The organism is Embleya scabrispora, from assembly GCF_002024165.1.
Lineage (GTDB): Bacteria > Actinomycetota > Actinomycetes > Streptomycetales > Streptomycetaceae > Embleya > Embleya scabrispora_A.
Genome location: NZ_MWQN01000001.1, coordinates 5,913,377 through 5,927,797, shown reverse-complemented (window position 1 = coordinate 5,927,797; position 14,421 = coordinate 5,913,377). Strand labels below are relative to the sequence as shown.

General features: G+C 67.0%; 4 protein-coding genes. 2 read left to right on the top strand and 2 right to left on the bottom strand.

The annotated features are described in order from the left end of the window. Window positions 1-354 precede the first annotated feature (354 nt). Window positions 355-2,778 (top strand): accessory Sec system translocase SecA2, encoded by a 2,424-nt coding sequence (secA2, locus tag B4N89_RS26010; RefSeq protein ID WP_078978221.1) that lies wholly within the window; start codon window positions 355-357, stop codon window positions 2,776-2,778. Window positions 2,779-2,868: 90 nt separating this feature from the next. Then, complete coding sequence (locus tag B4N89_RS49095; protein WP_143658085.1) at window positions 2,869-3,375, top strand: hypothetical protein; 507 nt, start codon at window positions 2,869-2,871, stop codon at window positions 3,373-3,375. Window positions 3,376-3,544: 169 nt separating this feature from the next. Here B4N89_RS49095 and B4N89_RS26000 read toward each other — a convergent pair whose 3' ends face one another. Together B4N89_RS26000 and B4N89_RS25995 are read right to left on the bottom strand one after the other, a co-directional pair. Next, complete coding sequence (locus B4N89_RS26000; RefSeq protein WP_143658084.1) at window positions 3,545-3,967, bottom strand: hypothetical protein; 423 nt, start codon at window positions 3,965-3,967, stop codon at window positions 3,545-3,547. 13 nt (window positions 3,968-3,980) lie between these two features. Continuing rightward, window positions 3,981-14,210, bottom strand: coding sequence for a LamG-like jellyroll fold domain-containing protein (locus B4N89_RS25995; protein WP_078978218.1), 10,230 nt, complete (start codon window positions 14,208-14,210; stop codon window positions 3,981-3,983). Window positions 14,211-14,421 lie beyond the last annotated feature (211 nt).

The window sequence follows — 14,421 nt, the reverse complement described above, 5'->3', positions numbered from 1 at the left end:
GATCTGCCCCGCCGAGCGTTTCGGACCGCCGCGCCGGTCGCCGGTCGGATCGCCTCGGCCCGATCCCGCCGGTCGGGGTCACCGATCACGGGGCAGACGATCACGGACAGGGAATCCGGGTCACGAATGGGGAACAGCCATGGACCTCGCTTCGTTGTCCGAACGGCCGCACCGACCGGATCCTCGGCGACGTGGGGTCGAGGTTGTGACGTGTGTCGGGTTACGGGGGCGCGGTTCGGAAGGGGCGGGCGCGGGTGAGTACACCGCGCGTCGCACGGCATCCGACCGCCGCGTCGCCGTCGCCTCGGCTGCCGACGACAGGGGCGCCACCCGCCCCGCAAAAGTGGAGGCCCAGTGGGTTCGTCCGGCGCTCTCACCCGGTCCGTCCGTCGTTTCCTGGGCAAACCCGGAACCGTGACCCCGACCGGCCTGCGCCCCCTGGTCCGGCGCGCCGCCGACCGCGAGGCGGCGCTGCGCGATCTGTCCGACGCCGAACTGCGCGCGGCGGCGCACACGCTACGGGTACGGGTCGGCGGCGCGGAACCCGAGCCGGGGGCCGCCGCCGCGCGTTCCGGCGGCCGGTTCGGTCGTGCCGCCCGGGCGTCGGGGATCCCCGGCACGCCCTGGGACGACGACGCCATGGTCGAGTTGTGCGCGCTGGGGCGCGAGGCCGGCCGCCGGGCCCTGGGCGAGCGGGCCTACGACGTGCAACTCCTGGGCGTACTGAGCCTGTTGCGCGGCACGGTGGTGGAGATGGCCACCGGCGAGGGAAAGACCCTGGTCGGCGCGCTGGCCGCCGCCGCCTTCGCGCTCCAGGGGCGCCGGGTGCACGTGTTGTCGGTCAACGACTACCTGGCCCGCCGCGACGCCGAGTGGATGGGGCCCGTCTACGACCTGCTCGGCGTGCGCGCGTCGCACGTGACCCAGGAGTCCACCCCGGCGGAGCGGCGGTCCGCGTACGGCCGCGACGTGGTGCACGTGCCCGTCACCGAGGTCGGCTTCGACACGCTGCGCGACCGGTTGCGTACGGATGTCGCCGAACTGGTGCTGCCCGCACCGGATGTGGCGATCGTCGACGAGGCCGACGCGGTGCTGATCGACGAGGCCCGGATCCCGCTCGTCCTGGCCGGCGGGGTGGCCGCGGGGTCCGACGAGGCGGAGGCGGCCCGGGTGGTGGCGGACCTGGTCGAGGGCCGGCACTACGAGGCCGCGTCGGACGCGATGACCGTACAGCTCACCGACACGGGCGTGGCCGAGGTGGAGCGGGCGCTGGGCGTGGACAACCTGTACGCGCGCGGCATGGACACGCGCCTGTCCCAGGTCAACGTCGCCCTGTACGCGCGGGCGCTGCTGCGCCGGGACGTGGACTACCTGGTGCGCGAGGGCGGCATCAAGCTGGTCGACGCCAACCGGGGCCGAGTCGCCCAGCGGCAGCGCTGGCCCGACGGGCTGCACGCGGCGGTGGAGGCCAAGGAGGGGCTGACCGCCGGGCCGCGCGGGGAGGTCCTGGACCAGTTGATCGTGCAGGACCTGATCGGAAGTTACCCGACGGTGGCCGGGATGACCGGCACGGCGGTGATCGTCTCCGAACAACTGCGCGAGTTCTACCGGTTGGAGACGGGCGACCTGCCGCCGAACCTGCCCTGCGTGCGGGTGGACGAGCCGGATCGGCTCTATGACGACGAGGAAACCCGGGACGCGGCGCTGCTCGCCCTGGTCGAACGCACCCACGCCACGGGCCGACCGATTCTGATCGGCACGCGCGACGTCGCCGCGTCGGAGCGGATCGGCGCCGCGCTGCGCGAAGCGGGCCTGCGGTGCGCGGTGCTCAACGCCCGGGACGACAGCCGCGAGGCCGCGATCATCGCGGAGGCCGGGGCGATCGGCGCGATCACGGTATCCACCCAGATGGCGGGGCGCGGTACGGACATCCGCCTCGGCGGTGCGGACAAGGCGGACCACGAACGGGTCGTCGAACTGGGCGGGTTGCTCGTGGTCGGGGTCGGCCGACACCACACCCGACGCCTCGACGACCAGTTGCGCGGCCGAGCCGGCCGCCAGGGCGACCCGGGCACCTCGGTCTTCCTGACCAGCCTCGACGACGAGTCCATCACCCGGCACACCACCGAGCCCCCACCCCGCGCGGCGCGGGTCGAGCCCGACGGCCGCATCCTCGACGCGGCCGTGCGCCGCTACGTCGAACAGGCACAAAGAGTCGCCGAAGGCACCTTGTTCGACACCCACCGCACCACATGGATGTACAACCAACAACTCCACCTGCAACGCCAGGAGGTCCTGGCCCTGCGCCACGAGGTCCTGCACGACGACGCCGCGTCCGTCATCCTGTCCGACCTCAACCCGGACCGCTGGGCCGAACTCCTGGAGGAGGTAGGCAATCCCGTCCTGGCCGAGGCAGCCCGCCAACTCCTCCTCCACGCCCTCGACCGCGCCTGGACCGACCACCTGGCCCGCACCGCCGACCTCCGCGAGGGCATCCACCTACGCGCCCTGGCCCGCCAAAACCCGATAGACGCCTTCCACGCCGAAACCCAACGCGCCTTCGCCCCACTGCTCCACAAAGCCCAAACAACCGCAGCCAACCACCTCAACACCGCCAAAATCACCAAGTCCGGCCTCGACGAGAAAGCCTCCAACCTCACCCGCCCAAGCACCACCTGGACCTACATGGTCGACGACCAACCCTCCCAGTCCCTCCGCGACCCCTTCCTCACCACAATCACCCGAAAACTCCTCCCCACCACAACCGACAACGACTGACCAACAAGCGACCCGAGTGATAGAAACCCCTTCAGGTTCTCCCACCTCGAGGCGAGCCAAAAGCCTCACACGAACAGGCGGGTCCACCCGATGCGCACCAAACTGCTGGCCGCAGCCACAGCCGTAGCAGTAACCATCGCCGGAATCATCACCTTCTTCGCACTCCGCGACGACACCGGCAACGACAAACCAAAGCTCCCGGAAGCCCGCAACGTCTCCCTCAACCCAGTGGTCTGCGCCGCAGTCGGCACCGACGACCCCAGCGGCCCGGCCACCGCCGACGCAGCCTGGCAAGCCCTCCAGGACGCAGCCACTACAAACAAGGTCAACGCCCAACGCCTACAAATCCCAGCCACATCCCCCACCGACGCCGAGACCTACCTGACCGCCTTCGTGGCACGCAAATGCCGCATAATCATCGCCACAGGCCCACAAGTCACCGCAGCCGCCCGATCCCTGGCCGGCCGAACCACAGACATCCAATGGGCAATAGCGGATTCCGTCCAACCGGCCCCCCAAATAACCGTCCTATCCCCCGACCCCAAAACCACCCACTCCCAAGTCCGCAACCTCATCCGCACCACGGTGGGCATCTGATTGCCTCACGAATGGCGGACATCGAATACATCCCGTGCGCCGCTGCGGACCGTCCAAGAACACGTCGTGGCTGTGCATACCGAGTACTCCGCAGGCCCGCGAAGGACACCTCTGTCGCAGGATGTTCCATCACCACGCCGCGTCGCCACATGGATGGCACACCGATAATTCACAGCACGCTACCCGGAAGTTGCCGGAAGGCCGAGATCGCACTGTTCAGCTCAAGGGCAAGCGCCTGCCTGCCTTCCTGAATGAGTCGACGCACCTCAGCCGCCGGACCATCGTTCTCCGCAGCCGCCTTGAACCCCTCCCACGCCTCATATGTGCGCCGGGTATGCCTGGTGATCACCGCCCCGAGTCGCGACTGTTCGTGGAAGTTCAGCCCTCTGTCCGGTGGACGAAGATAGAGCATCGAATACTCGGTGATGAATCGACCTGCGAGCGCTACGGTCTCGTGACCCAAGAATTCACAGGAGAGCATTGCGATGACGAGGTTGGATTGTGGCGAGCCGCCGGGCCTGCGGAGGGAAGCAGGGATATCCCAATGCTCTCGCGGCTCGTCCAGCCACTCCCAACCTTCAGGTCGAGACATACATCACCATCCTTTATCCATAGCGCGCAAAGAGCCATGCTTGAGCCTCGTCATTGTGCTCCGGAATGTTTTCCACGCCTCCGGCTTTCAAAACTTGCGCACAATAGGAAACACAACCCTGATCCGGCAAACTGTAGGGCGGATACCTTCCCATTTCCGTTTTATACAACCCATCCTCTGCTTTCATGATTGCTCGCAGCCCATGCGGCAAAGGCACTCGAAGGTTGATCGTCAGCCTCGGCAGCTCATCCAGGGTGAACCTGGTTATACCATTGACTGGATTGGTAAGACTGCCGAACTGATGGGTCCGCAAAATATCATCACCGTAATGAATGGTAATGAGAGCATGTTGCCTATCCGGATAATTTGCCATGTGAACAATAGCTTCATCGCCGCAGTTTTCGTTATGGACGAGAACCGGCGTCGCACCTGCAAGCACATAGTAGGTGTGCAGGTCGTCGACGGTTAGATTATGGACGGATTCGAGTTGGGTCCAGGAGCGGGTTGCGGTCAGTTGGACCCAGGTGCCCGCGGCGGTTTGCAGCCATTGGCCCGGCTTGAGGTCGGCGGCGTTTTTCCACTTGCCGAGTTCGGGGACCCAGAAGGGGTGGTTGTCGGTGGCGGTGATGGTTTCGGTTCGGGTGTCGGCCGGGCCGTCGACGTCGACGGTGAGTTCGACCAGGTTCTTGTCACCCGTGCCGGTGATCTCGGCGGTGACTGTTCGAGGGCCGCTCTGACCGGTCTCGGGGTCGGTAGCCAGGACCTCGTCGCCGATCCGGACGTTCTCGATGCTCTTGTGGCTACCGTCCGCCATCAGCACTTGAGTGCCCGGAACAAAGCTGTTCGGCCTTTGGCAAGTTCCCTGCTCTGGCGTCTCCCTCGCGCGTGACCCGCCACTCTCGCTCGGACCGCTTCGCGACGATGACGTGTTCGTGGCTTCGGCGGGGGTGAAGGTTGCGGTGGTGGAGCCGTCGTTGAGTTTGGGGGCGTTTTCGACTACTCGGACGGCGTTTTGGGCCTGGGCTTCCTGGATGGAGGCCGGCTTGGCCAGGTACTCCGGGCGGATCGGTGCCGGGCGTGGGGCGTACGTGGTGGCCGCCTCGTAGGCGCGGCCCTTGCCGGCCGAGGCGTCGTCGGCGGCGCCCTGTGGCGAACGGGCTCGGACCTCCTCGGCGAGACGGGCCGCCTCCGCCTTGCGGGCCGCTTCGGCCTCCGCGGCCTCTCGGGCTTTGGCCTCGGCGTCCTCGCGGGCCTTGCGCGCGGCGGGTTCGTCCTCGTCGCCGCGCCGACCGCCGGGGCCGTCCTCCTCGCCCCTTCGGCCGCCCGGGCCCTCGACATCCTCCCGGCCGCCGCGCCACTTGTTCCACTTGTTGCTCACGTAGCGGCCGGCGGCGTTGAAGAAGCCGCCGACGGCCATCTGCATGGCCAGGTCGCCCCAGCTGAAGTCGGCCCGCCCGGTGACGACATCGAAGCCGTAGCCGATGCCACTCGCGAACGCGCCGAACCCGAACTGGGCGGCATAACCGCCGACCTTGGCGAAGTGCCCGCCGATCGCGCCCTCGATGGCGCCGCGCCCGGATTGGAACGCGAGTTCCTTGAAGCTGAAGTTGTCGCCGTTGATGGCGGTGGTGATGCCGTAGGCGAGGGCACCCCCGAGCGCGCCGCCGATGGCACCGCCGAGCGCCGGGTTGCCGATGGCCATGCCCGCCGCGCCGCCGACCAGACCGCCGACGATCGGCGCCGCGACAGCGGCGACCTTGCCGACCTTCTTCAGTGCCCCCTTGATCGACCAATGGCCGGTCGGATCCGTGTACATGAGCGGATTGCCGCTCGCGTACGCATACCGGTTCGCGTTGGTCGACGCCGACGGATCCAGCGTCACGCTGTCGCGCGAGGCGAACGCGCCCGTGGACGGGTCGTACCAGCGTGCGGCCATGTTGACCTTGCCGCTACCGGCATCGGTCCATCCGCTCTGGTACCCCACGCTGGTGCGCGGCCCGGACGAAGTGAGCACCTGCCCGTACGGGCTGTACGTCACCGATCGGCTCAGCGTCGTCCCGCTCGCCTGGAACGTGGCCACCACGTCGCTGTGTTCGTCGACCACGGCCAGGTCCGCCTGGCCGGTCGAGCCGTTGCGGATGCCGATCAGGTCGCCGTTCGCGCCGCGGCTGTAGGTGTCCGCGCCGTCCGTCGCCAGGTCGTTGCCCGTGCCGCTGTAGGCGAAGGTGCGTCCACCGGTGGTGAGCACCCGGTCGAGGCTGTCGTACGTGTAGCTCGACGATCCGTCGGCGGTGAGCCGATCGAAGGCGTCGTAGGTGAGGGTGGTGAACGCCGAGCCGCCGACCGTGGTCTTCTTCGCGAGCGTGCCACGCGCGGTGTAGTCGTAGGTGTACGCGCCATCGCTCAGCAGTCGGTTGCGCTGGTCGTAGGTCGCCGTGCGTGGCCCGTCCCGGGTCCGGTTCCCGGCGTTGTCGTACTCGTAGGGCACCGTCGTCGAGCCGTTGTTCCAACTCGTCAGCCGGCCCGCGTCGTCATAGCCGTAAGTGTTCACGACCGGACCGGTGCCGTTGTTCGTCGTCTTGCCGATCATCCGGTCGGCCGCATCGAAACTCGTGGTGATCGAGTTCAGTTGCGCGCCTGTGGACGTCTTGAGTACGTCCGACGTCATCCGGTGCAGCTTGTCGTAACCGAAGGTCCGGACCGACCCGCCCGTCCCGCCGTACGCCACCTGCGTCAACTGACCGATGCCGTCGTAGGAGTAGGCCAGATTCGTACCGGTCACGGCGTCGGTCGCAGTCTTGGTGCGACCGGCTTCGTCATACGTGTAGCTCGACGTCCCGGACGCATCGGTCCGGCCGGTCATCCGGCCCAGATGGTCGTAGACAAAGCTCGACGTCCCCGACGGGCCGCTCGTCGACACGATGTGGCTGCGCCAGTCGTAGCCGAACGTATCGTCGCCACTGGGCGTGGACGCCTTCACCAGGCGGCCCTGACGGTCGTAGTCGAAGGTCTTGCTCGACGACGCCGCGTCGGGTCCCGTGGAGGTGGCCGTCTGCGACGTGAGCCCGCCCAGCACGTTGTACGTGCGATCGACGTTCACGCCGCCCGGACGTGTCTCCTTGAGCGGCCGGCCGCCGATGTCATACCCGGTCGACCAGGTGCGATCCGCCGCGGCCGGGTGAGCCGTGGTGGCCGGCTCCACCATCGACGCCTGGAGCCCGAGCGAGTTGTATGTCGTCGTCGTGACGTTCCCGTTGCCGTCGGTGTACCGCGTCCGGTTGCCCGCCGCGTCGTAGCCGAGGGCGGTGACGATGCCCGCCGACGTGGGGCCCGGTTCGATCTGCCGCGTGCGTCGGCCCAGGGCGTCGTACTCGTACCTGGTCGACTTGAGCTTCGGGTCGATCGTCTGAATGAGGTTGCCCGACACGTCATACCAGGTCGAACTGATCCGCAGGAGTGTGTTGTCGGCGTCGTAGTCGCTCGTGATCATCGGCTGACCCAACGCGTCGTACGTCTGCGTATGGTAAGTCCCGTCGGCCAAAGTCGACTTCGTGATTTTGCCGTTGAGGTCACGCTCGACGACGCGGCTCCTTTGGGTCGCGTCGATGAACAAGGTCGGTTCATGCAGGGCGTTGTAGAACGTCCATTCCGTCTCGCCGTTCGGTCCGACCGTGCCGAGCCGCTCACCGGTGTCCGAATACGCGTACTTCGTGGTGTACGTCTTGCCGGTCGGTACCAGTTCCAGCGTGGTGGCGGTGACCTGACGCCCGAGGTCGTCATACGTCGCGGTGCTGAATCCGCCGTCCGGCGCGACGGATTGGATGCGCTCGCCGGCGTCGTTGTAGTGGAAGGACCAGATTCCGGCGTCCTTGCCCGGCAGCGCCGGGTCCTTCCGCTCCACCGCGTTGCCGAGCGCGTCGTACTTGGTCTGGGTAATCGCCCCGTTCGCGTCGATGTCCGCGACGGGACGGCCGTTCTTGTCCGGCAGGCTGTACACCGTCGGCTTCAACGGAGTTGTCGCACCGGGCGGCGTATAGGCGGGTGCGGCGGTCGCCGTGTTGATGCCGTTGGCGGACCACGTGCGCGTGGTGATGTTGCCGTTGGCGTCGCTGGTCTCGGCCACCTCGCCGAACGTGTTGTAACCGGTCATGGTGATCGCTCGTGACGAGACCGGCGCGCCGCCCGCGGACTCGATGGAGATGGTGGGGCTGATCGTCTTGGTCTGTCGTCCGACCTCGTCATATCCGAAGGTGGTGGTGAAAGCCGCCTTGTCGGCGCCGTTCACATTCCCTCTCGGCTCGGTCTGCGTCAGTGCCAAGCCCCGCTGGTCGCGCGTCCACGACGTGACGGCCGCAGTGGACGAGTCGCCGACGGTCTTGCCGATCTGCATGCCTGCCGGGTTGTACGCGTACTTGGTCGTCTGCGCGACGGTGCCCTGCGCGTGCGTGGTCGTAAGGATCTCGCCGTCGCGGGCGTACGAGTACGAGTCGGTGCGGGCGAGCCCACCGGGGTCGCGCACGGTCTTGGTGACCAGATTGGCCGCGTTGAACGTACTCTCCGTGACGTCCGTGCCGCCCACGGTCTGCCGAATCATGTTGCCCGCGTTGTCGTACTCGTTGCGCTGGAGCACGATGTCGCGGGTGGTGCCGTCCGCGTTGCGGAAGCCGTCCTGGCGGACCATCCCGACCAGGTTGTCGTCGTAGTAGAAAACGTGGCGGGTGCGACCCATCGCGTCGGTCGTGGTGGCCAACCGGCCCGCCGGGTCGTATGCCTTCGACTCCAGGACCAGCGTCTTCGCGGTCTCGTCCCCGAGTCGGCCCTTCCAGTTCTTCAGCGCGCTCTGGGTCGGGTGCCCGGTGGGCGAGTAGGTGTAGGCGAATTCGGCGCCCAGGGGATCGATCACCTTGGTCCGGTTGCCGAAGGTGTCGTATCCGTACGTGGTGACGTTGCCGGCGCCGTCGGTGCTCGTCGCCAGGCGGTTGGAGGCGTCGTACGTGGCCGAGGTCGTTCGGGAGGGGTCGGCGCCGGTGTAGTCGCCGACGACTTGTTGTGTGGGGTTGCCGTCCTGGTCGTACTGCGTGGTGGTCACTGGCAGATGCGCGCGACCGGTGACGGCATCGGTGGTCACCGGGTCCACCCGTATGGTGAGACGCGACGACGCATCGTAGGTGAATGTGGTGGTCGCACCCGCGGGTCGGGAATCGGAGACCTCGGTCCGCGTCAGGACCCGTCCCAGCGCGTCGTGGGTGTATCGCGTCTCCAGTCCCGAAGGAGCCACCGTCGACACGAGGTCACCCGCACGGTTGTACGCGTATGCGGTCTTCTTGCCACCCGGCGTCGTCTCCGCCTTCACCAACCCCTTGGGTTGGGTGCCTCCGCCCGCCGCCGGCTCCGTCCCGGCCGTGTATTCGCGAACGGTGAACTGCGAACTGCCGCCGCCGTCCAGGGGATCCGGCTCCCAGGAGATCGCGAGTCGACCCGACGCGTCGTAGATGTAGCCCCTCGCGTACCGGTTGTCGTCGTACCCCGCCGCCCGGGCATCCCACGAACCGATCACCTGGTCGTTACGCGGATCGGTCGGATTCGCCTCGTCCAGGTAGTACTTGTACAACTCGCGTTGGCAATCCCATGCCTTGCGGCAGGTCTCCTTGGAACGCACGTTTCCGCGCTCGTCGTTGTCATATCTGACGGTGTGCGCGTTCGGGTCCGTCGTCGCCTTGAGGTAGCCGTGATCGTCGTAGTCGTACAGCCACTTGCCATTCGCCGCGTCGACGTAGGACAGCAGCCTTCCTCGGTTCTCCGGCTCGTACATGTAGCTGAGCACGTTGTTGCCCGGGGCGAGCACGTGGATCATCTCGCCCTGGAGGCCGAGGCTCCGACGGTATTGGGCCGTTACCCGAAACAGACCCAGGTCGGCGTGCCGGTAGATGGCGACCTCGTCGATTACCCCGTTGAAGTGTCCGAGTTTGTCGGCCGGCTGGGCCGGCCAGCCACCCGAGATCGCGCCGGCTCCGACGTAGACGAAACGCTGGTCGTCGAAGTTGAACGGTTGCCCCACCCGCGAATCCGCCCAGGCGCCGTCCACGACCAGGAGTTGGAAACCGCCGTTCGCGATGAGCGTGACCATGTGCCAAGACCCGTCGTCCACCCGGTTCTGACTCGTCATCGGATTCAGCGAGTTGTCCCAGAACTGTCCGTGTACCCGACCGTCGGTCCCGACATAGAGCACCGGTGTGTAGTCCCCGGTGGTCACGGCGGGATCGGTGATTGCGCGCTTTTGACTGGACAGGAGCACCCCGGCGCGGTCCGTCTTGAACCACATCTGCGCCGTCAGATTGGGGCTGCCGGAAAGTTCGCCGTCCGGGAGCCTGACCTGCGATGTGCTTCCGTTGAAGCCCGCCGCCGTGTCGTCCGCCCTCAGAAAGGGCAGTGTCTCCATCCCGAGCGCCACGTCGGTATAGGCGGCGTTGCTGTCGTGCCCGTCGTTGAACACGGTGCTCTTGGCCGTGGTCCCGGACCGTTCGCCCAGTCGGTAGTAGTCGTACGGCCGGGCCTTGAGCACCGAGTTCGGGTAGTACGTGCTGGTGTTGGACGTGTCCGGGAAGGTGATCCAGTACTTGCCACCGTTGACGTCGGTGACCGTCCCGACTCGATCCTGACCGGTTGCGTACGTGAGGGCGGCGGCAGTCCTTCCCTCTGGCGTGGTGATCGAGGTGATACCGAACCCACCGGAACGCATGTCGCTGTGTTGGCCGACCAGCGTCGCGCTCAACGCGTGGTCGTAGAGTGCGAATTCGTCGACGTCCCCGTTGAACCAACCGCGGGGATTCTGCCCTGCTGCAGGCCACCAGCTGTGGATGTACCCGGCGCCGACGGACGCGTTTGTCTGCGTTGACGCCGCCGGTGCCACACCAGCGCGTTCATCGAGGCGCCGACCGTCCAGATAGAGTTGCTGATTGACCCCGTCGGCGGTGAGTACGACATGGTGCCAAGCGCCGTCGGTAACCGACGAGGCCGATGTCATGGGGTCGTAGGCGGCGATCCCGGGCAGTGAGCCGCGCAACTTGCCGTCCGTACCGACATACAACGCCGGCCAGAGATCCAAGGTCTCCGTGCTGTCCCGAACGCTCTTGTTCTGCATGCCGTACAGCACGCCGCCGTTGTTCGAGGTCGACCGGAACCACATCTCGATCGCGGATTCCGCCGTCTGGTTCTGGAGGTTGTGCCAGGGCTCCATCACCGACGAGCTTCCGTTGAATCTGGCCGCGGTGTTGCTCGAACCGGTCAGAGCCCCCGGCACGCCCAGCAGCACATTGCCGCTGTATTGGCCATCCGGCATGGCGACCGAATACCCGGGTTCCCTGACCGCCGTCGCCGAACCGGCCGATTCGCCGAGCCGCATATAGCTCTCCGGCATCGCGTCGGCGATCAGTGAGCGGTATTGCGAGATCGGCGTCGTGCCGTACGCCGTGCACTTGGTACCCGCATCGGGCGAGCACACCTTGGTCAGCGCGGCGCCGGTGTACTCGTAGGTCCACTCCGGGGCGCGTGCCCCCGCCGACGGCGCGTCCGCCGTCACCTTGGTGACATGACCACCCACCAGGGGCGAGGCGTTCCAGGTGAAGCGGAGCGACCGGCCGCTCGTGTCGTCGACGACACGGTCGACGCCCAGCACGTTGTTGTACGTGATGGTCTGCGTACGCCCGTCGTGCGTCGCCAACTGGGTCAAGCGGCCCCACTGGTCGAAGATGTAGCGGAACCCGGATTTGTCGGTGAGCAGCCACCCCGAGGATCCACCCAGCAGCGTCGACTGCCGACTCGGCGGGGGTTCGTACGTTCCGTTGCCGTTGCGCCCGAACCGGACCTGTCGGCCGTCCGGATACGTGACCATGGCACCGATGTCGTCGGACCAGATGCGCGTGTCGTACACCGTGGACCATCCCGGCCCGAAGAGCGGCGCACCGCGTCCGATCCCATTCCCTCGCGGATCGAGGGAGTTGTACGTACGGCGGATCTCCAGCGCGGGCCCCGCCGCCTTGATCGACGCGTCGACGCTCTCGGTCGTGTAGTTGCCCAGATACGGGTCGACGCCCTTGATCGCCTGCTCACCCGGTTTCCCGGCCAGGTTGGAACTCACGCCGGGTTGCGGCACCTGGGTGCGGAACGACGACCACCAGGTCTCGGTCTGATCGAGATCCACCGTGTCAGAGATCCGGACGCTCCAGGAGAACGACTTGTCCCAGGCCAGCAGACCCGCAGGCACCCGCCAACGCTCACCGACCCAACCCGACTCGGTGCACGAGCCGCTTTCGGGGCAGACGGTGAACTTGTACTGGAGGGGACCTCCGGGTGATCCGTCGGGATCGCTGCCATATGCCATCAACTGCGGGGTCAAGGAGCCCTGAACATAGTTGTTCGGTGGCCAAGTGTTGTTCAGCACAGGAGGCACATTGCCGACGGTCATCGTCCCGCAGCGGGGTGTCACACCCTGGTCGCCGAATACCCCTCCGGGACGGGTGAGTTCGATGCACAGGTAGTAGGAGCCCGGTGGCATCGGATCGATGTTGACGTCGGTCTCGAAATTGTGGCCGTTCGGAGTGTCGAAGGGGATCGGCTGCCCGCCCGTCCACGTGGCCCCGTTGGGGTCGACCGTGCTCCAGATGATCCCGTTGCCACCCACGGTCCACGTGTTCATGCCGATGTTCTCCGCGCGGAAGCGGATCTTGCCCGGCGTGTTGTTGGTGGGTGGTGGGTTCAACTGGCCCCAGTCGTAGCGGGCGTTCCACGGGCTCCACTCGACCTGGAGGTAGGGCGCGTTCTGCGATACGCCGTTGGAACTGGCGAAGATCTTGTAGGCGTCGCGGTTGCCGGCGTCGACGACAAGCGACAAACCGTAGTTGTCGCGGCCCTGGGCCCATGAGGTGAGAAGGTCGACGCCACCCGCATTCAACGGAATCGCCCGCCAAGCCGGCGCCTGACCACAGTTCGTCCCGGACGGCGTTTCACCACCGGAGAACGACGCCGAGCCGATGACGCCGCCCGTGGCCGGCCCGGGGAAGGCGCGCAACTTGCTCGCGTCCCACCACTGCGTGATCGGAACGACGTTGACCACATTGGGCGCACACGACGCCGAGTAGGTGACGTACGTCTGAAGCGCCGCTCCGGTCACGTAGGCATTGGGGAGCTGCGTCCGAAAGTTGTTGAACGCCATGTAGGCCTGGTTGACGCATCCGGTGTTGCTGGTGCCGGTCACCATGTACGCGGCGTGGTGGTGCGTATCGGTCGAACACGAGTCGACGAACGTGGAGAAGCTGGACCTGTTGTTCAGCGACGGGTCGACCATCACCGGATAGACACGCTTCGGGTCACGCAGCCAGTCCTGGTCGAGGGTGACCCGCAGCGCGATGCCGCCGTCGTGTTGCACCAGGTCGTACGCCACTCCGTACGAGCGGGCCCCGGCACCGGCCTCACCCTTGCCGGACGAGTCCTCCATCCAGCCCCGGGGGATCACCGCCCGCACGACGCCGTGATCGTCCTTGAACTCGATCTCGCCCTCTGCGGTCCGAACCGCCTGGAGACCCGTGGCGGTGATCGGGAAGGTCCACGTGGACGGTGCCTGCGGCGAGTCCAGGACCAACGTCTCCTTGATCCCGGCGTTGGTGGTTTCGAACCTGACGTCCGCGTGCGGGCGCGCGTCGGGATACGTCACCGCGTTGCCGTCGATCCGCGACGCGACGGGGGCGGCATCCGCCAGCGCGAGCGACACCGAGTGCCCGTCGTCGATCTTCAGGCTCTGGATCGCGCGGTCGTCCGCACGCGGCGCCAGATCGGACTTGGCCTCGGTCTGCCGCGGCTTGAGCCGCCCGTCGGGCTGCCGGGCCGGTGTGGTGTCGATGTCCGTCCACGAACCGTCGGGTTGTCGCACATGCACGGGAACCGCGTACGACCGAGTGGTGAACGTGCCGTCCGCGTTGCGGAAGACCTTGGTCGTCTCGTCGCGACGCTGCGGTTCCTCGACGCTGGTCGCCGGATCGAAACCCTTGGGCGGCGCGCCCGCGGCCGAACCTTGCGCGCCCTTGGGGTTCTTGGGGTCGACCGGGAACTTCACATCCTTGGGATCGGCGGGCCCCGGGGTCTGCGGCTTCAGGTTGTTGCTGAGCGTGGGCTTCCCGGGCGCCGCCGACTTGCGCTTGTCCTGTGGCGTCTCCGACGCCGCTTTCGCGGATCGTTCGCTTCCCGGCATGCGCGTCGCGTCGCTGTCGACCGTGTGGCTTCGGCCGGCGCGGTTCCGCCGGGTTGGCCGGGGAGGTCCGGCATCGACGTGCTCGGCTTCGAGGGTGTCGCGAGTGCGTTCGGCACCGTCGTCCCGAGCAGGGTCATCGCGGCGACGACCGCGACCGCTCCGAAGCGTCGGCGCATACGCGGAATGCGCGTACGGAAAATGGACCCACCAC

Coding starts and splice junctions, on each gene's coding strand:
- B4N89_RS25995 (WP_078978218.1), bottom strand. CDS start 14,210: ATGCCGGGAAGCGAACGATCCGCGAAAGCGGCGTCGGAGACGCCACAG.
- B4N89_RS26000 (WP_143658084.1), bottom strand. CDS start 3,967: ATGTCTCGACCTGAAGGTTGGGAGTGGCTGGACGAGCCGCGAGAGCAT.
- B4N89_RS49095 (WP_143658085.1), top strand. CDS start 2,869: ATGCGCACCAAACTGCTGGCCGCAGCCACAGCCGTAGCAGTAACCATC.